We start from the raw sequence: 22828 nt of genomic DNA, 5'->3' as shown, positions 1-22828 counted from the left end.
ACTTATTGTTTCAAACGCCTGAAAAAGGATGTTCACCTCGTAAATTTCTCGGTGGAAAGCCGAAGTGGGACGAAAAGCGGTGGCTGAATGAAGAGGCATCGAAGTAACCGACCATCTCTGCGATGATGCCGATGGGATAATCGGTGTTAACCAGCAGGGCCTTGGCCTTTTCCATCCGCAGGTCCCGTAAAAAACCACCCGGGGTCTTTCCGGTCTGTTTTTTGAACAGGGCCTTGAACTGGCTCAAACTCAGGCCCGCGAGGGAGGACAGTTCATCCAGTGATGCCGAAGAACTGGGGTCCCTTTCAAAAAAGGCCATCACCCGTGCAATGCGGGGATCAACCCTGGGCTGAAAGTCAAGCTCTCTGAACAACTCGTCAACCAGCTCACCCATACGTTTTTCCAGGGACATATTGACGCGATAGTCCAACTGCTTCTCTGCAAAATAAATAAAGGCCTGTAGTAGGGGAGGCACTGGAACCACAAGGTGTTCGAAATCCTGTAACTTCTCCGGCAACTCATCAAGGTCCACGACCAGGTATTTGGAATTGTCGTCAGGGATGCAGTAATGCTCAATACCTGCCGGGTACAGGATGCACTGTCCCAGTCCTACCTTGTAGATCTCTTGAGAGATAACACAGGTGGCCCCACCGAGCAGAGGAAAGAAGAGCTGGTGATAATGGTGGATATGCTTTCGAATCGTAGAGGAATAAACGCGTATTGATAGTTTAGTCGCCATAGCTACCCCATAAGGAAAATCGGGATCGAGCAGGTCAAGGCGCCTGCCCTGCTTGTCCGCCATAGCCTCAGGCGACGGCGGAAGGTTGTCGCCAGCCCTGCCTGTCCGTTATAGCTCGCAGAGCGAAGACGGAAGCGTGTCGAGGGGAAGGGTTAAATGGGGCGTGTCTGACAGGGAAGTTTGTAAATTCCACAATTCGCTACCTGACCCCTATAACCTGATTGTATTATTTTTTTGTTCCTTTGTGACACATTTCCATCTCGTAACGCTGATAGGGTCGCAAAAAGTCCGTAATCGGCTTTTTGCTCCTCGGAAAGCGAAAAGTGTCATTTTCACTTTCCTTACAAATCAGTGACTTACATCCGCAGTCATTGATCTGGGCGCCCCCTCCGGGGCGCATTGATGACTTTTTACGAAGTCATCAGCATTGTAACGTCTGTTTTTAAATTATAAAGGAGATAACTGACCTTAATATCTTCACTATCTTCCCATTAAGGAGTCAGATAGCGAAAGGATCGATCATGTATTCAGAGCGCAGGGAATTTATAAAATTACTCCTGAGAAGTTCCGCCTTTCTGGGACTGACATGGAGTCCTCTGCTTCCCATGATGATCAGGCCCGGCAATGTCATGGCCAGCGGCGAAGGAGGGGAAATCTTTTTCTGGGGGATCTTATTGTATGTCTTGCACACCCATCATGAATATGACCTTTCAAATAAAAGGCTGGTGGTTGAGAAGTATATTTCCTCAAACAGGACTCCCAGGGAAATTCAAATAACTTCAGACGGTATTGAGGTACTTAAATACGCTCCATCAAATAACACTCCAAAGTTAGTGAAACTCACTCCAGACAGGATTGAGGTAAAAAGATACGTTGGGGGGGACTTGTCACCACGGTTGATCAGATTTGAGTCCCTTTGAAATCAAAAGAAACCGGGATAAGCCCTGACCCCACGGTTTGCCTGCCATGGGATCTGCAGAGTCCTTGCCAAAGTGCTCTGACACCGGGTATTCTCCACAAAGTGAGATGTGAGGTGTCTATGAGGATTCCACTACTCGAATACTGAGGAAAAATAATGATCACCGTTACCGGGGCTACCGGCCAGCTTGGCCGTCATGTAATTTCCGCTCTGCTGCAAAAACTTCCCCCATCCGAAATCGTCGCCGCGGTCCGAAATCCGGGCAAAGCAGAAGATCTGGCGGCTCTCGGTGTGCAGGTTCGCGCGGCTGACTACGATCAGCCTGCCACCTTGAAAGCCGCTTTCAAGGGTACCGACAAGCTGCTGCTCATCTCATCCAACGAGGTGGGTCAGCGTGTCCGTCAGCATAGCGCGGCCATAGACGCGGCCCGCTATGCCAAGGTGGGTTTTTTAGCCTATACCAGCGGGCTTCATGCCGACACCTCACCCCTGGCGCTTTCCGTTGAGCACAAGGAAACCGAGGCAATAATTCGCCAATCGGGCCTGTCCTTCGTACTGCTTCGAAACGGCTGGTACACCGAAAACTATACCGCGAGTATCCCGGCTGCTTTAGAGCATGGTACTTTGCTCGGCTGTGCCGGCGAAGGGCGCATCTCATCCGCTGCACGCGCGGACTATGCCTCCTTACCCTTTCTTCCTTAGACTCAGCCAACTCTCATCCGCTGCACGCGCGGACTATGCTGCGGCCGCCGCTGCGGTACTGCTCCTCGATGATCAGGCGGGACGTGTTTACGAATTAGCCGGTGATTCTGCCTACACCATGACGGAACTTGCCGATAAGGTCACCAAACAGGCGGGGAAGAAGATCGTTTACAAGGACATGACGGAAGCTGAGTATAAAGCAGTCCTTGTAAGCGCAGGTTTACCCGAAGGTCTTGCCGCTCTGCTCGCCGATTCTGATACAGGCGCATCGAAGAGCGGGCTGTTTGATGACAGCCGCCAGCTCAGTAAGCTCGTTGGCTGCCCGACCACACCGCTGAGTGAAAGTATCGCCGCGGCGATCAATGGTTGACCGCGCATCTCGGGGACCTTCCGGGGGACAGGCCGGAAACCGTGGGGTCAGTTCCAACCTGCGTACGAGACTTCGGCTGACAACCTCGTTTTTCAATCACGCCTTTCGCGTGACTTCGCACTGACGAATCAACGGCTCTTCGTTATCGGGGCCGGAGGTTGAATTGCGATGTCCCCCATTCCTATTGCTGGAAATTCCACAATTCAACCGACGATCTCAATGGCTGCGAATTGTCTTGCTATTGTTGGATATCAGAGTATGATCGGGGGTGCTGGTGGAATTTACTTCCGGCTTGTTGATAAAATGTAGGTGCGGAAAAGCTTGATGGAGTACGTTCAACGGTCCTGAGCTTATAAGCTACAGGGCTTTTTTTTGGATGAACCGGGAAAAGCTGATCCAAAGGCTACAAAGATGAAGGAGAAGTACAATGGTAGATGGAACAGTAAAGTGGTTTAGCGATGCAAAAGGTTTTGGTTTTATTGAGCAGGCTGACGGCCCGGATGTTTTCGTGCATTTTTCGGCCATCGGCGGTGACGGCTTCAAGACCCTTGAAGAGGGTCAGCGCGTAACTTTCGACGTTACAGACGGTCCCAAAGGCCCCCAGGCCACCAACCTTCAGAGCGCGTAACTTTTAAGGTAAAGACCACAAAAGCCCCGCTGGCGATAACGCCGGCGGGGCTTTTTTTTTAATAAAGGGTGCCGGAGTATGAATTATGACTGAGATGCAGATGATAGAATCCAGACACTGCTTTTCGGCAAAATGCCCTGACACCGGATTGTGAGTATTTCTCATTCTGGTTTGTGGAGATTGTGGGCAGGCCCTGAATTGTGGTGTGTCTGATCAAGTCTTTAGGAGATTATGCCACAATTCACCACTTGACCCCCTTTCGTCGACCCCCCTTTCTTCCCGTTAATTTTTTCAAACTGTCTTCACTGTTTCTAATGACACTTGTGTTCCGTCCGGATAAAGTGTTGATAAAAATCTTGTAGATTAATCCGGAGATGAAGAGGACAATCAGGAGAAGAAGGAAGAGGAAAGGAGAGAGCAATGGGAGACAAGGGCCAGAAAGATAAGGACAAGAGTAAAAAACAGATGAACAAGAAACATGATCAAAAGGTCAAAAAAGCACAGGATAAGCAGCCGAAAAAGAAACAGTAGCAGAGGGGAGCCTTGCAGGTGTGTCCAGCTTTCGCTCTTCGTGCTACGACGATAAAACGTGGGGTCAGTTATAGTATTTCAAGGCCACCCGCGCTCCCCGCGTCCTGGGCATTGGATCGCCACGCCCTGGCACAAGGGCCGTTCCACCTGATATTACTCTGACATCTGTCAGGAAAGGAAAGTAGGAATGCGGCCAAGGTTTTGGTCGGGGGAACATTACTCAAAAGGCAAGAAGGCAGGCTTGCGACCCGTAGCCTTGGCGACTGGTCCTCGGCAGCTTTGGGGGAAGGGTTGACCTGACCCCACGGAGCTTCTGACCCCGCAGGGCTCACGTAAGCCCCTTATTCCGTCAGCAACCGTCTCCAGTTGGCAGAGTGTCGTTTCTCGTCCTCCAGGAACTCACCGATAAATGCCTTTTCTTCCTCCGTAAAGTTCTTCTCTTTCCTGAGGAATTCAGCGTATTCCCTGGAGGCCTTGTCCTCGAAAGCGATATCGCCCCGCAGGACAGCCTTCCTTCCGAACAGGGAGGTGGTCCTTCCGAGGGTCTGGCCCACAACCCAGTAGAGGGCATGGAGGGGTGATGGCGCTACATTCCGGGCCTGCAGCAGAGAACGAAAGGTGTCTCTGTGATGCTCTTCGTTCTCCATGGCGGCCAACATCATGGAACGTTCCCCTGCCTCAGTCATGGCACCGAGCTGGTTCCCGTAGATCTGTACGGCCATGACCTCGAGGTTGAAGAGTTTTTTCAGGATCCGAACGATCTGGCGGTTTGCCGGCATGATCTCCCCCTTAATTATTACCTGCGTTCCATTTTAACATAAAACTCCTGTTGTCAAAAGCCGGTGGTTCAAGTCTGCCTCGGAACCTTCGGAGTCAGGCCTGGAATTTAGAAATAACTAACTTTTTATGCCGGGAATTGACAATTTCCTGCCCTGACCCCCTTGTCCAGGACCTCCTCCAGTTCCACGAGGATGACCACCGGCCGCTCGAGACCCTTGAAGCGGCGGATCGAGTCGAAAACCACCTTGCCCCTCTCGGCGGTGCGCCCGCAGCACACAGAATAAGCCCCGATCACATCGTCCTTGCCAAGAACGCTCTTCTCCCGCGACCGGCCCGTGAGAACGGCGATATCCTCCGGATGCACCTTCTCCTCCCCGACGAGAGTCTTGAGAATACGGCTGACCTCCCTGACGACAGCCTCATCGGAATCGGCTTTGACCAGCTTCGGTTCCCTGCCCTCGGGCCCGGCGCCCACCAGTTTGCCCCCCGCATAATAGGTGCTGGCCAGTTGGTGGATCGGTTTTGTGTTCCTGAGGTTCCTCGTCAGGGGAAAGACGTCCAGGTCCTGCGGCAGGGAGTCGCTGTGCCCGTACAGGCGCTGGTTGTCGTCAAAAAAAACGTAGAGGACCCCTCCTGCCTTTTGATCACGGTTTTGGCGTGACTTCGCCCCGAAGACCCACCATCTCAGCCTCCGGAAAGTGGTGGTGTTGGACCCCGATCTATCCCCTGATTGTAATGATGCAGGACTTGCTGGCGGGAAAGGATAGCTCTTGTCCTTATTCTGCGTAGATCATCCGGCGGGTCATGCCGCCGTCTACGATAAAGTTCTGCCCGGTGATAAAGGTGGATTCCCCGGACAGGAGGTAGGCAGTCAGCCCCGCCACGTCATGGGGTGTCCCGACCCTTCCCGCGGGATGCTGGTCCCGATCAATGTCGCTGTGTGAAGGTTCGCGCCGCAGGTCCGATCTCTTCCAGTCGGACACCTCGATCCACCCGGGGCTGATGCAGTTCGCCCGGACGAGGGGGCCCAGGCTCACTGCCAGGGCGTGGGTCAGCGCGATCAGCCCGCCTTTGGAAGCGGTGTAGGGCTCTGTGTTGGGCTCGGATTGCAGGGCGCGGGTGGAGGAGATGTTCACAATCGCCCCGCCCCGCTCCTTCAGGGAGGGTACGGCGTGCTTGACGCAGAGGAAGGCTCCGGTGAGGTTGGTACCCAGCACGCGGCTCCATTCCTCCAGCGGAAGGTCCTCTACCGGGGCGAAGCCTGACCGGGCGATGCCGGCGTTGTTCACCAGGGCGTCAAGGCGGCCGCAGCTGGAAAGGGTCCAGGCCAATGCCTCGCGGACGGAGTCCTCGTCGGAAACGTCAAGAGGGACGAAGTGAACCTCACCCGCGCCTTCTAACTCCCGGAGGGTTTCCTCGCCTGCTTCCCGGTTCAGGTCTCCCAGGACCACGACCATCCCCTCGCGAAGGAGGCGAAGGGCGATGCCCTTTCCGATCCCCTGAGCCCCTCCCGTCACCAGAACCGTCTTTCCCTTAAGATCTGAAAAGCTCACGACACTCCCTCCTCTACACCCTTAGATATTCAAAAAAAAAGCCCTCATATGAGGGCTTTTTCGGGCCTTTTAGCGTCCTGCCCAGGACTTTACGCGCAGCCTTCGGAGCAGTGAGCCAAACGTGGGAGCATAAATCGCTTCATATCCACACCTCCATTTATAGTTAGCCAGTTTTTGACGACCCAACTTCAGTGTTGAACCGCCTTTGTTACATTAATCTAAGTCGTTTTGAATAAATTTCAACCCCTTTTTATAATTGATGGACTCGCAAAAAGTCATCAATGCGCCCCGCGCGGGGCGCCCAAATCAATGACTCGCACTGTAAGTCATTGATTTGTAAGGAAAGGGAAAACGACGCTTTTCCCTTTCCGTGGAGCGAAAAGTCCCGGATTGGACTTTTTGCGACTTTATCATAATTGGATCAGGGACAACCTCATTTAACCGTAAGCTCACGACCAAACCCCGATTTATAGCGTATAATATAAAGAAACGGTCTACCAGGAGGTGCCTGCGGATGAAAAGGTTGTCTGTTGTTGATGCGGAAAGATGTGTCGGTTGCCAATGCTGCATGTTCGCGTGTTCGAGGAGAACCAACAGCCATGGCCTTTCGGAGGCGTGCATCGGGGTCAGATCCAGCGGCGGGGTGGAGCACGGGTTCACCGTTGTGACCTGCAGGGTCTGTGAGGATCCCCCTTGTGTCAGGGCCTGCCCCATGGACGCGCTTGAGCGAACCGAAAAGAGAGGGATCCACCTTACCGGGGAGAAGTGCACCGGATGCGGCAGTTGTGTGGATGCATGCGTGGTGGGGGCCGTGTACTGGGACGGCGAGATCAACAAACCCATGATCTGCATTCAATGCGGTTTCTGCGTCGATTTCTGTCCCCACGGTGTCCTCAAGCTGAGGGAGAGAAAGGCGGCCAGCCATGCTGAGTAGCGATCCGATCAGTAACGTTCTTTACGTGGATCTTACCCGGAAACGGTTCAGGGTCGAACAGAGACAGAACCTCTTCGACAGGTACCTTGGTGGTGCGGGTGTGGCTACGCAGCTCCTGCTCCAGTCCTGTCCGGAAGGGTGCGATCCCCTCGGGCCGGACAACCCCATCGTTTTTGCCGTCGGTCCGCTAACCGGGCTGTTCCCGCTAGCCTCCAAAACGGTGGCCATGTTCAAGTCACCCCATACAGGAAACCTCGGCGAGAGCCACTGCGGGGGAAGGAGCGCCGTAGCCATAAGGATGGCCGGTTACGGAGCCATCGTCATCGAGGGGAGGAGCGAGATCCCCGTCTACCTGGCCATTCACGGCAGCGAGGTGCACTTTAGAGACGCCTCCACCCTGTGGGGCATGAGCAGCAGCCTCACCGCCGGCCATATCATCAGGGAAAGGGAGGCGGGATCGGGCCTGCGTACGATCATGCGTATCGGCCTCGCAGGCGAGAAGATGGTGACCTATTCATGTGTCGCCGCTGAAACCTACCGGCACTTCGGGAGGCTCGGTCTGGGTGCCGTGTTCGGAAGCAAAAACCTCAAGGCTGTCGTTGTATCCGGTAAAAGATCATTGCCTGTGGCGGACAACAAGGCCTACCGGAGCGTATACAAGGGCATTCACCAGACGGCCACCTCCTCGGAGATCATGAAAAAGTACCACGATCTCGGCACGGCCCAGAATGTCCTTCCACTCAACAAACTGAGCGGTTTTCCCACCAGAAATCTGCTGGAGACGAAGTTCGAGGCGGCCCGGGAGATCTCCGGCGAAGCCTATGCCGAAAAGTACCTGGGAAGGCGGCTGGCCTGTTCCCATTGCCCCGTGGCCTGCATCCATATCGCTGCTCTCAGGGAACCCCACGAGGCCGAGCCGTACTTCTTCAAAACCTCCATGATCTCCTACGACTACGAGCCCATCTACGCCATGGGCTCTATGCTGGGGGTGGGAGATCCCGAGGGCCTGCTGCGCCTGCTGGACCGGGCCGAGGTCCTGGGCCTGGACCTCATGACCACCGGCCCCGTTCTGTCCTGGGCCACTGAGGCCCAGGAAAAAGGGCTCATTTCTAAAAAAGACACGGGGGGACTCAACCTTTCCTGGGGTGACTGGAAAACCTACCTGGAGGCAACCCGGAGGATCGTCGAACAGCCCAACGACTTTTTTGCCGCCCTGGCCAGGGGAGTGGACCACGCGTCGTCCATTTACGGAGGCGAGGAGTTCGCCCTTGCTCTCGGAGGGAACGAGATGCCCGGCTATCACACGGGCCCGGCGGCCCACGTGGGCTGCCTGATGGGCGCCAGACACAGTCACCTGGACAATGCGGGCTACAGTGTGGACCAGAAGGTCCTGATAAAGGGGGAGCTCAGTCCCGAGGCTCTTGGCGACGTTCTGCTGGAAGAGGAAAGCTGGAGACAGGTCCTCTCCTCCATCGTCGTATGCTTTTTCGCCCGGGAGATCTACGATGTGGACACGGTTCTCGATTGCCTCAAAGCGGCCGGGTTTGAACTGGACGCGAACCGGCTGCTGAAGATAGGAAGAAATATCCACCGGGAGAAGTTCAGGTTCAAGACGCGGGAGGGGTTTACTTTCGAAGGGCTGCGGATACCGGAGCGGATCCTGAAAACCAGGGCACCGGCAACCGGGCTCAGTGAGGAGTACATCAGGTCGGCCCTGGATCACGTGCGCAAGGCGCTGATGTAAAATCAGTCCAGAGTCCAGAGGGCAAAGATCGTTCAAGGTTTCATGCTCAATGTTCAGCGATAACCCTTGACAGGGCAGATGGCAGGTACACATTCTTCCTTGAACCTTGGGAGGTAATTTGTGAGAAGGGCCAGGATCGTCTGCACCCTCGGTCCGGCGACAGGTTCGGAGAGGATGCTGGAAAAACTTCTGAGGGCCGGTATGGACGTGGCACGGCTCAACATGTCCTACGGCACCCATGAGGAGCATCGAGGTTATATAGCGCGGTTGAGGGCCCTCGGCAAAAAGATGGGCCGGCCGGCGGGCATCCTTCTCGACCTTCAGGGGGTCAAGATCCGGATAAGCGACGTAAAGGATCCGGGTGTGCTCCTGAAGGGAGGCTCCAGGGTGTGGCTGCGCCAGGGCGACAGGCCCTCCACAGCTGAGACCGTTTTCATCTCCTACGCCCGTCTTCTGGGGGACGTCAGGGAGGGCCACCGTGTTCTCGTAAACGACGGTCTCGTCGAGCTTCTGGTCACGGGGAGAAAAGGCAACGCCCTGGAGGCCAGGGTGAGGCGGGGCGGTTTCCTCACCTCCCGAAAAGGGGTGAACCTGCCTGATTCCGTCATCCGGGCAGGGTCCATTACAACAAAGGACCTGAGAGACCTCCAGTTCGGTATCGAAGAGGGAGTCGATGCCTTCGCCCTTTCCTTTGTCACCAGGGCCAGGGATGTTTCAGCCTTGAAGAGGCATCTGGACCGCGCCGGATGCGCGGCTCCGATCATCGCCAAGATAGAGAGACCCTCCGCCGTGGACCACATCGAGGAGATCCTGAACGTCGCCGACGGGATCATGGTCGCGCGCGGTGACCTGGGAGTGGAACTTTCAGCTGCGGCAGTCCCCATCCTCCAGAAGGACTTGATCCGGCGGGCCAACAGGAAACAGCGGCTCGTCATAACCGCCACCCAGATGCTCGAGTCCATGCGAACCAGCCCTGTCCCCACCCGCGCCGAGGCCGCCGATGTGGCCAACGCCATCCTGGACGGTTCCGACGCTGTCATGCTCTCCGGCGAAACCTCCGTAGGGAGGTACCCTGTTGAAACAGTAAAGACCATGGAGGATATCATTCTGGAGGCCGAGGGACAGGGGAGTTTTTTTCAGGCCATCCTCCCGGTCCCGGAGCCGGTCCTGGGGAAAGATCCGGACCGTTTTAGTTTTGCCGTGGCCCACGCCGCTGTCAGGGCCGCTGCCGACATCAAGGCCAAATGTATCGTTGCCTTTACCCGTTCCGGATATACGGCGGGGCTCCTTGCCAAGTTTCGCCCCGGTTTGTCCATCGTCGCCTTTACGTCCGATACCGCGACCATAAACCGCATGAAGTTCTACTGGGGGGTCGTGCCCCATTACATGAAGCATCTAGGCAGCACTGACGCCATGATTGGGGAGGTGGAGAGGACACTCATGAAGACCTGTCACGTAAAACGGGGCGACGACGTGATCATCACCGCCAGTCTCCCTATGGCAGACACAGGCAAGACCAATTTTCTCAAGGTTCACCGTATCTCCTGAAGGTCCGTCCGAGGGGAAGGGTTCCGAGGGTCGCAGGTTGGAAAACCATGGGTGCCGGGGTATAGGAAAGGCAAGTAAAGACAAGTTTTGGAAATAGGAGAAAGTAACAGGAAAAGCTCAATTCGCGCCATTACACATTTCTATTACTTTCTACCATTACCTGATTTTACCCCGATGCCGGAGACCAGAAAGGCTGAAACCGGCCATGGCCACCATAACCTGTGCTATCATCTGAAGAGAGCATAAGGTTCCAGTGCACCTGTGCACTTTATTTCTGAGGATTCCTTATGAGCAGTGTCGAAAACAAATATTCCATAGTCGATGCGAAAAAATGCGAGGCTCTTTGCAGCTGCGGGCACAAGCACGAAATTCCTTCGGTCAAAGTTGTTTTGGATAAAAATGCCTACAACCTGCTCGCCAGAGATTGTGCCAAAACATATGCCAAAGAGTCCGTATTGCTCCTTGATGATGAAAACACTCACTTGGCGGCAGGGGCATTGGTATCGGAACTTCTCGAAAAAAGTTCCGTCGTATTTAAATCGGTCACGCTGCCGGGTGATACGGTCGCAACCGATAAGCTGGCGGATGAGATCCATGATCTGAGTGTCGGACACAGTTTGATCATTGCTGTCGGGGCCGGGACTATAAACGATCTGGGAAAGTACGTTTCCGATAAAAGGGGGATCCCATTCTGGTCGGTACCCACAGCACCCTCCATGAACGGGTACACATCGTCCATCGCAGCGATAAAGGTCAAGGGCGTAAAAAGGACACTCCCTGCGCTGCCCCCTCAGTTTATCTATGTTGATCCCCGGGTCATCCAGGATTCTCCCTTAAAGCTCCGACAGGCCGGATTCTGTGATGTGCTGGCCAAATCCGTGTCAGACTTTGACTGGCGGATCGAGTCTTTACTTCTTGATGGCGCCTATTGCAGCCTGCCGTCAGCGATTGCCGGTGAACCGGAAAGTAAATACATCGATCATCCGGAAAAGATCCTTCAGGGTGACCAGGAAGCCGTGCTTGGGCTTTTTGAAGGGCTTTTGTTCTCCGGTGTCGCGATGAGCCTTGCCGGTTCAAGCGCCCCGGCATCCGGGGGCGAACATCTAATTTCCCATTTTCTGGACATGCGTGAAAGCTTGACCGGGGTAAAGCCGAACCTGCATGGTCTTCAGGTAGGCACGGGGGTTGTTCTTTCCACCGTATGCTATCAGAAGTTGGCAAGCCTGGAAGAAAAGGAGTTGAAAAATTGCGCTAAAGAGGTTTTTGAGGCCAACGTTGGCAAGATCCCTGCTGTCTGGGGTAACCTTGCATCCGAAGTGGAAAAACAGTTCGCAAATAAACGTGATCGGCTTTTGCAATTCGATTCCGCCTTGCCGGCAAACTGGCAAGAACTCAAAGCGCTTTTCGGACAGATCAGAACACCGGACTTTATTGTCGATCTTATCCGGAGGACAGGGCTTGAAATGACACTGTCATCCCTTGGTATTTCAAAAGACGAATTTTACCTGGCCGCGACCTCGGCCCGGACGATCAGGGACAGGATCACCGTACTCGACCTGTCGGCTCACGCGGGCACTCTTGAAGCTGCTGCCAAAGAGACGATAAGAATGCTGTCGTGAAAAGGAAATCGCACAGGTGCACCAGTGCACTGAGTTTATATTTCTTTCTTGACCCGGATTCCAACTCCCGGGGATTTTGGGGGAAATCATCAAAACCTTTACAATAATGTTGTGATGACGGGGAATCACGTAGTAGATTAACTGTATACAGTATTGTAGATGATATGCCGATAAAGCCAAACTCGCTGTGAGGCGAGGGCGGAAAACATCGGGTCTTCTCAATTCATCATTAATACACATCTTTTGGGGAAGAAGATTGCCGGGCTGCCGAAGCAAATAACTGCTGGGATACGTCCGGTTTTTTTGTGTCTGGATTAATCTAACAGGTACTTTACAGAAAGGAGGTGATGGCGGGGGATCACGCAGGAGGTTGGGGTAGAGGAACTATTTGTTCTTTTAAATGTGACAGTGATGCTTATGGGGAGGTCAAAATGAGAAAGTTTATATCGCTCACAGCGATCGTAACAGCACTTGGAATGCTGCTGCTGTTGCCAGCCTTTGCGACGCAGGCACAGGCCGCAGATAAACTCGGCTGGGTCGGTCCCGTTTACAAGGAGTTATCCGCCAGCCTGACCGAGGGTTTCAAAGCGTACTACAAGGAGACCTACGGTAAGGATGTGGACATAACCTTCGTTCGGCCGGGCGGTTGGCCGGTGTGCCTGGATAAAGTGAGATCATGGAATGGCAAACCGGATGCTGACATTTTCCTGGGCGCAGGAGCTCCGGCCCATGAAGTTTTAAAGAAAGAGGGGCTTATTGTACCGTACAAGGCAAAGGGTTCAGATAAGGTTCCTGCCGCATGGCACGGTATGAAGGTAAAGGATAAGGGTGATCTGTGGACCTGTTTCGCGCCCTGGATCGTTACCAACCTGTACAACGAAAAGGTATTAAAATCCTTAAAATTGCCGCCTCCGAAAACATGGAACGATCTGCTCAACCCCATCTACAGGGGCAACATCGTGCACACGCTGCCCTATGCCTCCGGCACAATGCATGAAGCCATTGAAATTCTCATACAGGGTTTTGGCGAAGATGAAGCATGGAAATATCTCAGATTGCTGGCGGCGAATTTAGCGCGCTTTTCCACCGGCAGCACGGATACGACGCAATTAGTGTCCCGCGGCGAAGTTCCCATCGGATTGGCGCAGCCGCAGATGAACGCAATGGCCGCACGCAAAGATGGTTTTCCTGTGCGGGACCTGCTCCCGGAAAAAACGATCCTGGTTCCGGAGGCTGTGGCTTTGCTTAAAGGCGCGCCCAACGAGGCGGTGGGGAAGATCTTCCTGGACTGGCTGTTCAGCATGGACGGGCAAAAATACGTACTGAAAGGCCGTTACTTCGCAGCCAGCACGGACGTTAAATTTTCCGAACTGGAAAAGCAAGGCGTCGAGATGGCCACCCATGCCGCGCAGGCGCTGGGCGTCGATTCCTTCTGGGACCTGAAGGTCGACTTCATAGAGTACGACCTGGACCTCGCCGCAAATAGGTGGGACGAAGTCAACAAGAAGTATGAGGACGAGATCTACCGGAAGTGGGGCGAGCTGAAAAACAGCCTGTTCCTGATAGAGGAAGTCGAGGGAGAGATTCAGGCGGCAAAAGCTGAAAAGATTAATGTGACAAAGGCTGCCGCGAAAATAGCCGAAGCCCGAAAACTTTTCGAATATGAGGGCAATTATGCCGCGGCACGCCTGGGTGCAGTCAAGGCCCGCGCACTGCTTGTCTCGCCGTAACGGCAATACGGGCAGCGAAATTTTTTCAACTGGATAATTATATTTCGAGCTTTAGATACAGGCCCGTCCTGTGGAATTGCGCTTTGCGGTCCTGAAGAGGATTCTGCAGGGCGGGCCACTGCATACAAGTCCGTCAACCGGCTGACAAGTTGATGGCCTCGTAAAAAGCCCCACGGACTTTTGCGATTAACAGTAGCCGCGCCTGGAAGTGGCGCCCGGATCGATGACCGGGAAAATGTCAGCGATCCGTGAGGGAAGGGCAAATGACACTTTTCCCTTCCCGTAGAGCCAAAGTCCCGCCCGGACTTTGGCGACCCTATTAAAGATAAGGTGTGATATGTCCCGAGGCAACGTCATTCTGGCAGCAGTCCTGTGGTTGATCATTGCTTTCCTTATAATTTATCCGCTTTCCATTCTGCTCAGTGAAAGTTTAACCCTCACCGGGACTGACGGCCGGGGTATAGGTAATTACCTGGAGTTCTTCAAGGACACCTATTATCTCAAGATCTTTGGCAATACCCTGCTGCTCAGTACTCTTTTGCTCGTGACGACCACTGTGTTCGGGGTGCCACTGGCATACATCCTGGCAAGATACCGGCACAGGGGAAAGACTGTTTTTACAGCTCTCATCCTTTTGCCCATCGTCCTGCCCGCTTTCGCCGGCGTATTCGCGTTCATCATCTTTTTCGGCAAGTACGGTACGATGAACCTGCTGCTCATGCAGATAGGGCTCATCGAGAAGCCCGTAAATTTCATATACGGACTGCACGGGCTGGTATTCGTCCAATCCCTGCACATGCTTCCTTTCATTGTCCTCGGTCTTTCGGCGGGTTTTACCAACATCGACCCTTCCTTTGAGGAAGCTGCCGAAGTGGAGGGGGCCAGCGGCTTTCGGCGATTCATCACAATAACGCTGCCTCTGTGCACCCCCAGTTATCTGGCGGGTGCCGTCCTCGTATTCCTGTGGCCCTTCACGGACTGGCTCACACCAATGATCCTGGGGCAGACGGATCTCCTTCCCTCGGTGGCGTACATTAATATCGCCTATCATTTTACAGATATGCACCGCAAGTACATGGGGATCGTGGCGGTGGTTGTTTCTGCCGTTATCTGCATCTCCCTCTTTCTGCTCGCCAGGTGGTGGGTCGAAAAGAAAAAGTATACCGGCCTTTCCAAGGGAACTACCTCTGAAGGCAGGGTGATCGAACCGGGCCCGCTGCTGAAAGCGGGCGCATACGCTTACCTGATATTTATCGCCGTCGTTGTCCTGCTGATCCCCATCGTGCTGGGTTTATCCGCCTTTTCCAGAAGATGGGTCTTTGAACCGTTTCCCACCTACTGGACCCTCGATAACTTCAGACTCATTCTCCTGGAAAGCCCGCTCCTGATCAAAAACTCTTTCCTGTTCAGCGGACTGGCCCTGGTCTTCGGGGTCGCCTTTGGACTTCCAGCCGCCTATATCATCGTCCGCACCCGTGTCCCGGGCAAAGATGCCCTCGACTTTGTCATCACCCTGATGCTGGCTTTCCCTGGTATCGCCATTGGTGTAGGTTACATGCTGGCATTTTGGGATACCATACCCCTGGCCAAGTACTGGATCATCATGCCTCTGGCCCTGTTCGCTCGCCGACTCCCATACTTTTTGAGGATGGCGCACGCCTCTTACCTGCAGCTGGATGTTTCTCTTGAGGAGGCCGCGGAAGTGGCGGGCGCGGGCAGACTCAGAACTTTTATGACCATATCTTTGCCTCTGCTCCTCAAAGGCGTGCTCGTCGGTGTGATGATGTTCTTTATCATGGCGTTCCAGGAGATCTCTACTGCCATATTCCTTTACCGGGGAGGCTGGGAAACGCTGCCCATCGGTATTTATCTGAACTGGCACCGCGGCATGGAGTTTGGTATCGCCGCCGCCATGGCGTTCCTGATGATCGTGATCACCTTCATCCTCCTTTTGATCGCATCGAGGATCGGCGGGAATATGCTAAAGGCGGCATGGAGCACTGATGAATAGGGCAGCCGATCCTCGATGCGCCCTTGTGAGGAAAACGAAAATGACACTTTTCGTTTTCCGAGGAGCACAAAGTCCCGCCAGGACATTGTGCGACCCTACCAAAGGAGAAAAGTTCCATGGGATTTATCGAGATCAAAAACCTGGTCAAGCGCTACAAGAAGGTGGTGGCGGTCAACCATATACACCTTGAAGTGGAAGAGGGAGAAATTGTGACGCTTCTCGGTCCCAGCGGGTGCGGCAAAACAACCACCTTGAGGTGCATCGCCGGGCTGGAAATACCGGAAGATGGGGATATCGTCATTGACGGCAGGCCGATGCTTTCGGAAGGGTTTGTCCATGCGTCACAGCGGGGGATCGGCATGGTTTTCCAGAACTATGCCGTGTGGCCGCATATGAGGGTCTTTAATAATGTCGGTTACGGCCTGAAACTCAGGAAAGTTCCCAGGAAGGAAATCCAGGAGAGAGTGCTGGAGGCACTGGAACTGGTGGGTTTGGGGGGGTTAGGGGAGAGGTATCCATCCCAGCTGAGCGGCGGACAGCAGCAGCGGGTGGCCCTGGCACGGGCGCTGGTGGGAAATCCCCAAGTGCTGCTGCTCGATGAACCTCTGAGCAACCTGGACGCGAAGCTGAGGGAGAAGATGCGGTTCGAGATAAAGAGCCTGGTAAAACGCATGGGTATCACGGCTGTCTACGTCACCCACGACCAGGCTGAGGCCATGGTCATTTCCGATCGGATCGCCGTCATGGATTCAGGGGACATCGTTCAGATCGGCACAGCTACAGAGATCTACAAAAAGCCCGCCAATAAATTTGTGGCCGATTTCATCGGCACCATGAACTTTATATCCGGTGAGATCATACAGGCCCCCCGGGACGCCCCATCGGTATCCGGGGCGGTTTGCGTTCGCACTGAATTCAGCGAGGAGATTTTGTGTACAACGGACGGCGTTACGGAAGCAACGCCGGGGAAAAAAGTCTATGTATCTATTCGTCCTGAAGACGTGGAGGTTTTTGCTGAGCCGAATCAAGACAGGGAAAACCTGTTTACGGGTGTTGTTGCCCACAAGGCGTACCTGGGTAATTTCTTGTATTTCTTCATAAATGTGAACGGAACGATGATCCAGGCGCAGGTTCCGCACGACTTGTCTCAAGAGGAAGGACAGGAAGTCCATCTGTTTTTAGATCCGCAAAAATGTATGATCCTGTTCTAACTGAGCACCCCTCCCGAAGAGCGGAAGACATCCGGAATTCCCTGGATCAAAATGCTGTCGCCCATTTTGGCTGCAGGTGTCGGGGTGTTAATTATGGGAGATGTGCTATTCCTGGTACTTAGTGCCTTGTACCTGGACCAGGCACCAGGCACCATGCTCTGAGTTCAGGCAGCAGGAGACTGCAATGCTACAAACCATTTTTAAAAAGCAGTACCAGGTGGAATCCCTCGTTATCAAATATCTGGAGGCCATCGAGATGGCCCAGGAAAATTTTGCCCTCGCTCTTGAAACGTGCCTTATGGATGACAAGGCCTGCGGGGATTTTTCTTTTCTTTCCGATGAGACCCACCGGTTCGAGTCCCAGGCAGACGATGTCCGCGAGGAGATCAAGACCCTCATGTACGACAAGGTTCTTCTTCCCGAATCCCGGGGCGACATCATGAGGCTTCTCGATGGGATAGACTACGTTCCGAGGTACATGGAGATCGTCCTTAATATACTCAAGACCCAGATGCTGGTCATCCCCGATTTTCTTATCCCGGACATCAGGGAACTGGTGGCCGCTTCCCTGGAAGCGTGCGCACTGATGAGATGGCAGGTGGAGGACCTGTTCAAGCGCAAGGGCCGGATAAAGGAGTTGCTTGCCGTCATCGATCTTAAGGAAAGTCAGTGCGACAAAATAGAAAGGCGCCTCATCTCCGCTATCTTCGAGTCGGACCTGGATGGATTCCAGAAGCTGCAGCTTAAAGAGCTGGTCATCTTCCTCGGGGACATATCCGACCAGGTGGACACGATCTCCAAGCAGATCAATATCATGAGCCTCAAGAGGCGCGTGTAGATGTTTTCCCTCCTGGGGGGGGTCTTCCTGGGTTGGGCCCTGGGCGCCAACGATGCTTCCAACGTCATCGGGCCAGCGGTTTCAACAAAGATGCTCCGGTTCCGCACAGCTGCGGGTATTGCCGCCCTTTTCGTCCTTGCCGGGGCTCTCCTGCAGGGAAGTTCCGGTGTCCACACCCTATCGGGTCTCACCGATATGGGCCTCACCCGTGCGGTCATCTCCTCCGTGGCCGCCGCCGCTGCGGTGACCATCATGACCATCTTCCGGCTGCCGGTGTCTTCATCTCAGGCGGTGGTCGGGGCCATCCTGGGGATCGGGTTTTTTAACCGGAATGTCAATTTTACCGGTCTGGGAAAGGTTGTTGTCTGCTGGATAGGGACACCCATCGGGGGGACTGTCGCGGCCATTCTGGTCTACAAGGTCATCGCCCTGCTTTACAATCGCCTCAACCTGCCCATAGTCCTATCGGACGGCCTGCTCAGAGTGGGTATTCTGGCCGCGGGGGCATACGGAGCCTACGCCCTGGGAGCCAATAATGTGGCCAACGTCACCGCTGTCTTCGTGGGAGCTGATTACCTGAGCATGACCCTTGCCCTGCTCATCGGGGGTTTGAGCATCGGATTGGGTATCGTGACCTTCGGACGACCGGTCATGAACACGGTGGGATCTCGCCTGGTGCGGCTGGACAGCTTTTCGGCCTTCGTGGTCCTGCTCGCCGAGGCTCTCACCGTGCACTTTTACACCTTCCTCGGCGTCCCGGTATCCACCTCCCAGGCCATTGTGGGAGCCGTGCTGGGGATCGGTGTCCTCAAGGGGGCCAGCACGGTGAGCCGGAAAACTCTTGCGGGTATTTTGTTCGGGTGGTTCCTGACGCCCGTAATTGCTGCCTGTATCGCCCTGGCCGGCGCCGCTGTTTTCCTCTGAGCCCGGCAGTTCTCCCGATCTCCACAGGACAGCCACTAAGCAAACGGGAAAAATATCAGACAAAAGGACCTCACCCCACGGTTTGGGCTAAAATTATTTTTCTGCGCACCCTTTTGTCCGGCGGGCTTTGGAAAGCTCAGCGTAGAGGGTTCGGTGCCAGGCACCAACCCTGTCTGACCTCATCCTCATCTCCTCCAGGGCCTTGTCAGGATGGGGGTTCTTCGAAGCAGGGCAGCCGTGATGAAGGCCCTGAATACCCTCGGGCATGTATTCGTAAGGATATAATCTGCACACCAGGGGACGGGTTTCAAGGTCCAGGACACACCCCTCATCTCCCAGAAGGTGGCAGGAACCGTCCCGCCCCCTTTTGAGGACCCGGCGTCTGGAACTACCCAGGACATGCTCCTTCCACTCCGCGTCCAGACCGTCCCTTTCGCACCACGACCACGGCCGCTCATATCTGAAAAAGCTCCCATGCCCCAGTGCTTGACTGATCCTTCCGATGTCTCCGGTTGTCAGGTAGATCTGCATGTTGACGCAGCACGACCCTCCGGATGACGCGCATGTCCAGCAAATGTTCTGAATCTTCATGGCCAACGGATTACCCTCCGGCCGGCGGTGGCCGGCCCAACGCAAAAGAGGATGGAAAGGTTCACCACCTCGATAGGAGAATTGGGACTATAGTCCCTTTTTACACCAGTAAGAAGGGGAGTTTTCGGAGAAATTCCGGGGGTCAGGCCGCCTGTCCTGATTTCTATTCAACTCCGGAATTAAATGAATATTTGAGGATATCAAATTCGCAGCCGTCGACACAGCTGCCGCAGAGGATGCACTCGGCGTTTTCCATCTTCCCTTGCTTGATCATCGTTTCCACCGGGAGGCTCATGGGGCAGTTATCGGTACAGGTGTGACAGTGGGTGCACCCTTCAGAGGCTGCCGACAAACGCAGTGAGGACCATCCCACCGTGTTTCTCACTTTTCTTCCCAGGATCATGAAAGGAGCCATCCAGCAGAGATGGTGGCAGAAGGAACGTTTACCGACAGCGGATGCTGGAAACACGATGAGAAGAAAAAGGACGGTGAAGTAGGCTGTGAGGCTGGGGACATCCGCAACGGAAAAGCCGTAGGTGGTCTCGTAGAGGAAATCAACCCTCTCGTAGCCGCCTCTTCTGAAAACAAGAAAAGCAATGGCGCCGAGCCAGGGCGCCCAGATGACCCACTTGATGAAGTCCCCTCGGGTCACCTTACGGTCCCTTGCCAGAAAGAGCGCTTCCTGGCAACCGGCCGCGGGACACACCCAGCCGCAAAAGGCCCTGCCAAGGAGAAGGGCGGCCGCAAACTGCAGACCGAACACGATAAAGCTGCCGTTTATGATTCCCTGTGACGCAGTCTGTAAAATGAGGACCGGGGACAGGTAGTAAAAGGTCGCGGGAAACCAGAAGAAGGAAAACAGGATGATCCCCATCCGTAATTTCTGTCTTTTCTTCATCTTGTTTCTCTCGGGTTCTATGGGAGCAAGGCCAGAAAGCAGAAAGAGCAGCAATTCATTGCACTAGCGCACTTTGCTCATTCCTCGGGAATTTCCACCGGCAGCAGAACCCACATCTTGAGCGGTTGTTTCATCCGGCCGGCTTCGTTCCCGGCGTCATCACCCATCCCCCAGAAGAAGTCGGCCCGAACCGGCCCCTTGATCGCCCCGCCGGTATCCTGAGCCATCATCAGTCGGTAAAGCGGTCGGTCGGTGTTGGGCCAGGTCGTGGCCAGAAAGACCGGGGCGCCCAACGGTGTATACTGGCGATCCACCGCGACACTTCGGCCCGGGGTGAGGGGCACACCAAGGGCACCTGGAGGGCTTTCGGTGTCGGACGGCGCTTCCCGGAAGAATATGTAGCTGGGGTTCGTGCTGAGCAGGTCAGCCACCTGGGATGGATTGTCCCGCGCCCACGCCTTGATGTTCTGCATGGACATCTCATCCCGTGTCATGATTCCCCGTTTGATGAGCCACTGGCTTAGGGAGCCGTAAGGATGGCCGTTCTGATCAGCGTAGTTGACCATCGTCCGGCTGCCGTCCTCAAAAAGGATGCGACCCGACCCCTGAATGTGCAGAAAGAAAAGCTCTACCGGGTCTTCCACCCAGAGCAGTTCATTTCCCTCAAGAGGGTTACGATCCCCTTCGATCTCCCCCCGGTCCCAGTAAGGGACCACGCGCTGCTCATCGAGGCGGCCGCGCAGCCGGTACTTGCCGAGTTCCGGGTAGGAGTCACTCAGATCGATGACAAGGAGATCGTCGGGACGGCGATAAATGGGGTAGGGATAGTCCGGGGAGGCTTCCCGGCTGCCTCTCAGGTCGGGAACATAGTAGCCGGTGACCATGCCAACCCGGTTATTGTCGGGTTGGCTCAGCTGGTAGGGGGTGAAACGGCCTTCGAAAAATGCCCGTACCTCCGCTTCGGATCCATCGGAAAGCGTAGTCACCTCGGCACAGACCTGCTGCCATTGCTGGCGATAACGCAAGGTCGAACAACTCTGTCCAAAGGCGTCCAGGACCAGCCTGGGATCGTCCTCCAGCCAGCCTTCCACCTGATTCCAGTCCACTGGCACCAGGGGAGGGGTGGATACCGGCGGACCCTCCGGGCGCGGTGACCAGGAACACGCAGCGACCAGCACTATGATCAAGGTCACGCTCAGAAGTTTGAATATGCGTGTCAGCATGGGAAACACCTTAATATCCCGGCAGGAGTCGGTCAACCCTGATTAGCTTAAGCACCACTTCATTCCAAATTTCGTGTTTATGCTAAAATGCATATTCCGGCATGTGAAGTTCTGCCTGGAAGTTTGAAAGAACGTTAAGGATGAGCATAATGAATAATTCATTAAAAGGAGCTCTGTTATCCGGATTAATTTTCCCAGGCCTTGGCCATGTTCGTTCAGGATATTATAAACGCCGCATTGCTTTGATGTTTACGGTGTCCGCCAGCATGGCGGTGATGGCATTAAAAACTGTCCAACAGGCATTTATCGTTCTCGAAAAGATCGAGTTGGAGGGAGGGGTCATTGATATAAAGACAATTACGGACACAGCCACCCAGGCAGTTTCCGCTAATGACAGCTTCATATACAATCTCGGATTGTTATTGATAGTTGTCTGCTGGTCAAAATAAAACCGGGGGTCTTGCCTGTCTTCATTTCAACAAAGCCTCTCGGCTGGAAGGAAAAACTGGCAGAGGGAAGTGTCGCCGTTCCCCGCCGGTTCCACCACCTTCACCCGGCAATCGAGATCAGGCGTGGGCCCAGGCTTTGGCGTTCAGGAGCACAAGTGCCCAGCGACTCACCCGGATGCCAGCCCTCTCAGGGTCGGCGTGTACCGCAATGAGTAAAAGCCCGCCTTTCTGCAGGATCAATTACAGCAGATGTTTCCACGATAGGGGGTACCCTTGTGGAATCGGGTTCAGTCTTTTATTTACGAGCTCCCGTCTTCGTTCTTTGGACTTCCGTCATCGCCTGCGGCTTCCGGCTTCGCTTCCAGCTTCCGTCTTCGGTTCCAGCTTCGTCAGGTCATCGATGATGGCCCGCCCTTCGCTGCCGAGCCGTTCTCTCAGATCAGGGTTCTTAAGGAACAGGAAAAAAGTTCTGGTGCGATCCCTTATGTCCCCCACCCGGTCACGGTACAGGATGGTGAATAGTCCGCTAACAGGCAGGGAGACGGCGTATAGCAGAATCCACACCGGGGGCAGGAAGAACCAGGCGGCAGCTATCTGGATGACGTAGAAAAAGGGGATGATCACGAAAGAAGGCAGGATGACGTTGGAGGCCCACTTGTCCTTTTCTACGGAAAAAGTTACTGCAACCATCCTGATAATGGCAGCCGGGATGAGGTGGTTAAGTGCCCCCCAGGCGGCGATGGGCAACCCCACCACAAGGATCACAAGTTCTCTGACGATAAAACGCACAACCCGCCATGCTGGCATCCGGAGGTATACCTCGGAGGGTTTTATCCCCAGGTCGCGAAGCTCCACCCGGTATGCCTGAACCCGCTTGCGAAGCTCC

The 22828-nt window shown here is 54.6% G+C and carries 20 protein-coding genes, 1 pseudogene and 1 riboswitch; of the genes and pseudogenes, 13 read left to right on the top strand and 8 right to left on the bottom strand.

Annotation, left to right across the window (positions count from 1 at the left end; translation table 11 throughout):
• Nucleotides 1-10: 10 nt before the first annotated feature.
• Nucleotides 11-802, bottom strand: a complete 792-nt coding sequence (locus P1S59_03010; GenBank protein MDF1525227.1) for an AraC family transcriptional regulator — start codon at nt 800-802, stop codon at nt 11-13.
• A gap of 542 nt (nt 803-1344) precedes the next feature.
• Here P1S59_03010 and P1S59_03005 point away from each other — a divergent pair.
• The 3 genes and pseudogenes from P1S59_03005 (at nt 1345) to P1S59_02995 (ending at nt 3358) form a co-directional block, all read left to right on the top strand.
• Nucleotides 1345-1659, top strand: coding sequence for a hypothetical protein (locus tag P1S59_03005; GenBank protein ID MDF1525226.1), 315 nt, complete (start codon nt 1345-1347; stop codon nt 1657-1659).
• A 155-nt stretch (nt 1660-1814) separates the two neighbouring features.
• Nucleotides 1815-2730: pseudogene (locus tag P1S59_03000) on the top strand (SDR family oxidoreductase).
• 427 nt (nt 2731-3157) lie between these two features.
• On the top strand, nt 3158-3358 hold the full coding sequence (locus tag P1S59_02995) for a cold-shock protein (GenBank protein ID MDF1525225.1): 201 nt from the start codon (nt 3158-3160) through the stop codon (nt 3356-3358).
• A gap of 872 nt (nt 3359-4230) precedes the next feature.
• On the opposite strand, the gene P1S59_02990 is transcribed toward P1S59_02995, so the two are convergent.
• From P1S59_02990 to P1S59_02980, 3 genes are all read right to left on the bottom strand, one after another.
• Nucleotides 4231-4668 carry a demethoxyubiquinone hydroxylase family protein gene (locus P1S59_02990; GenBank protein MDF1525224.1) on the bottom strand — a complete coding sequence of 146 codons (438 nt, stop codon included), beginning with the start codon at nt 4666-4668 and terminating at the stop codon, nt 4231-4233.
• A gap of 125 nt (nt 4669-4793) precedes the next feature.
• Complete coding sequence (locus P1S59_02985; GenBank protein ID MDF1525223.1) at nt 4794-5144, bottom strand: hypothetical protein; 351 nt, start codon at nt 5142-5144, stop codon at nt 4794-4796.
• Between the two features lie 301 nt (nt 5145-5445).
• The gene (locus tag P1S59_02980) at nt 5446-6222 is read right to left on the bottom strand and encodes an SDR family oxidoreductase (protein MDF1525222.1); all 777 of its coding nucleotides are present in this window, start codon (nt 6220-6222) and stop codon (nt 5446-5448) included.
• A 514-nt stretch (nt 6223-6736) separates the two neighbouring features.
• Between P1S59_02980 and P1S59_02975 the strand changes: the two genes are divergently transcribed.
• The 9 genes from P1S59_02975 to P1S59_02935 all read left to right on the top strand — a co-directional run bounded on the left by P1S59_02975 (nt 6737) and on the right by P1S59_02935 (nt 18781).
• Nucleotides 6737-7156 carry a 4Fe-4S binding protein gene (locus P1S59_02975; GenBank protein ID MDF1525221.1) on the top strand — a complete coding sequence of 140 codons (420 nt, stop codon included), beginning with the start codon at nt 6737-6739 and terminating at the stop codon, nt 7154-7156.
• Nucleotides 7146-8900: an aldehyde ferredoxin oxidoreductase family protein gene (locus P1S59_02970; protein ID MDF1525220.1), complete on the top strand. Its 1755-nt coding sequence runs from the start codon at nt 7146-7148 to the stop codon at nt 8898-8900. The genes P1S59_02975 and P1S59_02970 overlap by 11 nt, the downstream gene beginning before the upstream one ends.
• 120 nt (nt 8901-9020) lie before the next feature.
• Nucleotides 9021-10448, top strand: coding sequence for a pyruvate kinase (gene pyk / locus P1S59_02965; protein ID MDF1525219.1), 1428 nt, complete (start codon nt 9021-9023; stop codon nt 10446-10448).
• A gap of 287 nt (nt 10449-10735) precedes the next feature.
• A complete protein-coding gene (locus P1S59_02960; protein ID MDF1525218.1) occupies nt 10736-12067 on the top strand; it encodes an iron-containing alcohol dehydrogenase in 1332 nt (443 codons plus the stop codon).
• A gap of 165 nt (nt 12068-12232) precedes the next feature.
• Nucleotides 12233-12339: riboswitch (cyclic di-GMP riboswitch) on the top strand.
• A 159-nt stretch (nt 12340-12498) separates the two neighbouring features.
• Complete coding sequence (locus tag P1S59_02955) at nt 12499-13797, top strand: extracellular solute-binding protein (protein ID MDF1525217.1); 1299 nt, start codon at nt 12499-12501, stop codon at nt 13795-13797.
• Between the two features lie 337 nt (nt 13798-14134).
• Nucleotides 14135-15808, top strand: coding sequence for an iron ABC transporter permease (locus P1S59_02950; protein ID MDF1525216.1), 1674 nt, complete (start codon nt 14135-14137; stop codon nt 15806-15808).
• A 116-nt stretch (nt 15809-15924) separates the two neighbouring features.
• Entirely contained in the window at nt 15925-17019 is a 1095-nt protein-coding gene (locus P1S59_02945; GenBank protein MDF1525215.1) for an ABC transporter ATP-binding protein, read from the top strand.
• A gap of 184 nt (nt 17020-17203) precedes the next feature.
• On the top strand, nt 17204-17857 hold the full coding sequence (locus P1S59_02940; GenBank protein ID MDF1525214.1) for a DUF47 family protein: 654 nt from the start codon (nt 17204-17206) through the stop codon (nt 17855-17857).
• Nucleotides 17858-18781, top strand: coding sequence for an inorganic phosphate transporter (locus P1S59_02935; GenBank protein ID MDF1525213.1), 924 nt, complete (start codon nt 17858-17860; stop codon nt 18779-18781).
• Nucleotides 18782-18874: 93 nt separating this feature from the next.
• Here the strand turns inward: P1S59_02935 and P1S59_02930 are convergent, their stop codons facing one another.
• From P1S59_02930 to P1S59_02920, 3 genes are all read right to left on the bottom strand, one after another.
• The gene (locus P1S59_02930) at nt 18875-19372 is read right to left on the bottom strand and encodes a YkgJ family cysteine cluster protein (protein ID MDF1525212.1); all 498 of its coding nucleotides are present in this window, start codon (nt 19370-19372) and stop codon (nt 18875-18877) included.
• A 163-nt stretch (nt 19373-19535) separates the two neighbouring features.
• Entirely contained in the window at nt 19536-20270 is a 735-nt protein-coding gene (locus P1S59_02925; GenBank protein MDF1525211.1) for a 4Fe-4S binding protein, read from the bottom strand.
• 77 nt (nt 20271-20347) lie between these two features.
• Nucleotides 20348-21493, bottom strand: a complete 1146-nt coding sequence (locus tag P1S59_02920) for an MltA domain-containing protein (protein MDF1525210.1) — start codon at nt 21491-21493, stop codon at nt 20348-20350.
• Between the two features lie 149 nt (nt 21494-21642).
• On the opposite strand from P1S59_02920, the gene P1S59_02915 reads away from it, so the two are divergent.
• Nucleotides 21643-21942, top strand: coding sequence for a hypothetical protein (locus P1S59_02915; GenBank protein MDF1525209.1), 300 nt, complete (start codon nt 21643-21645; stop codon nt 21940-21942).
• A gap of 333 nt (nt 21943-22275) precedes the next feature.
• Here P1S59_02915 and P1S59_02910 read toward each other — a convergent pair whose 3' ends face one another.
• Entirely contained in the window at nt 22276-22797 is a 522-nt protein-coding gene (locus P1S59_02910) for a hypothetical protein (protein MDF1525208.1), read from the bottom strand.
• Nucleotides 22798-22828: the final 31 nt, after the last annotated feature.

It is taken from the genome of bacterium, assembly GCA_029210965.1.
Classification (GTDB): Bacteria; BMS3Abin14; BMS3Abin14; order BMS3Abin14; family BMS3Abin14; genus JALHUC01.
Note: the sequence above shows the minus strand (reverse complement) of the source record. Positions and strands in the feature narration are given on the sequence as shown.

What these genes read in the sequence shown, in the direction of transcription:
- P1S59_02970 (MDF1525220.1), top strand. Translation starts at nt 7,146, where the DNA reads ATGCTGAGTAGCGATCCGATCAGTAACGTTCTTTACGTGGATCTTACC.
- P1S59_02960 (MDF1525218.1), top strand. Translation starts at nt 10,736, where the DNA reads ATGAGCAGTGTCGAAAACAAATATTCCATAGTCGATGCGAAAAAATGC.
- P1S59_02975 (MDF1525221.1), top strand. Translation starts at nt 6,737, where the DNA reads ATGAAAAGGTTGTCTGTTGTTGATGCGGAAAGATGTGTCGGTTGCCAA.
- P1S59_03010 (MDF1525227.1), bottom strand. Translation starts at nt 802, where the DNA reads ATGGCGGACAAGCAGGGCAGGCGCCTTGACCTGCTCGATCCCGATTTT.
- P1S59_03005 (MDF1525226.1), top strand. Translation starts at nt 1,345, where the DNA reads ATGATGATCAGGCCCGGCAATGTCATGGCCAGCGGCGAAGGAGGGGAA.
- P1S59_02935 (MDF1525213.1), top strand. Translation starts at nt 17,858, where the DNA reads ATGTTTTCCCTCCTGGGGGGGGTCTTCCTGGGTTGGGCCCTGGGCGCC.
- P1S59_02930 (MDF1525212.1), bottom strand. Translation starts at nt 19,372, where the DNA reads ATGAAGATTCAGAACATTTGCTGGACATGCGCGTCATCCGGAGGGTCG.
- P1S59_02925 (MDF1525211.1), bottom strand. Translation starts at nt 20,270, where the DNA reads ATGAAGAAAAGACAGAAATTACGGATGGGGATCATCCTGTTTTCCTTC.
- P1S59_02955 (MDF1525217.1), top strand. Translation starts at nt 12,499, where the DNA reads ATGAGAAAGTTTATATCGCTCACAGCGATCGTAACAGCACTTGGAATG.
- P1S59_02950 (MDF1525216.1), top strand. Translation starts at nt 14,135, where the DNA reads ATGTCCCGAGGCAACGTCATTCTGGCAGCAGTCCTGTGGTTGATCATT.
- P1S59_02940 (MDF1525214.1), top strand. Translation starts at nt 17,204, where the DNA reads ATGCTACAAACCATTTTTAAAAAGCAGTACCAGGTGGAATCCCTCGTT.
- P1S59_02995 (MDF1525225.1), top strand. Translation starts at nt 3,158, where the DNA reads ATGGTAGATGGAACAGTAAAGTGGTTTAGCGATGCAAAAGGTTTTGGT.
- P1S59_02990 (MDF1525224.1), bottom strand. Translation starts at nt 4,668, where the DNA reads ATGCCGGCAAACCGCCAGATCGTTCGGATCCTGAAAAAACTCTTCAAC.
- P1S59_02915 (MDF1525209.1), top strand. Translation starts at nt 21,643, where the DNA reads ATGAATAATTCATTAAAAGGAGCTCTGTTATCCGGATTAATTTTCCCA.
- P1S59_02945 (MDF1525215.1), top strand. Translation starts at nt 15,925, where the DNA reads ATGGGATTTATCGAGATCAAAAACCTGGTCAAGCGCTACAAGAAGGTG.
- P1S59_02920 (MDF1525210.1), bottom strand. Translation starts at nt 21,493, where the DNA reads ATGCTGACACGCATATTCAAACTTCTGAGCGTGACCTTGATCATAGTG.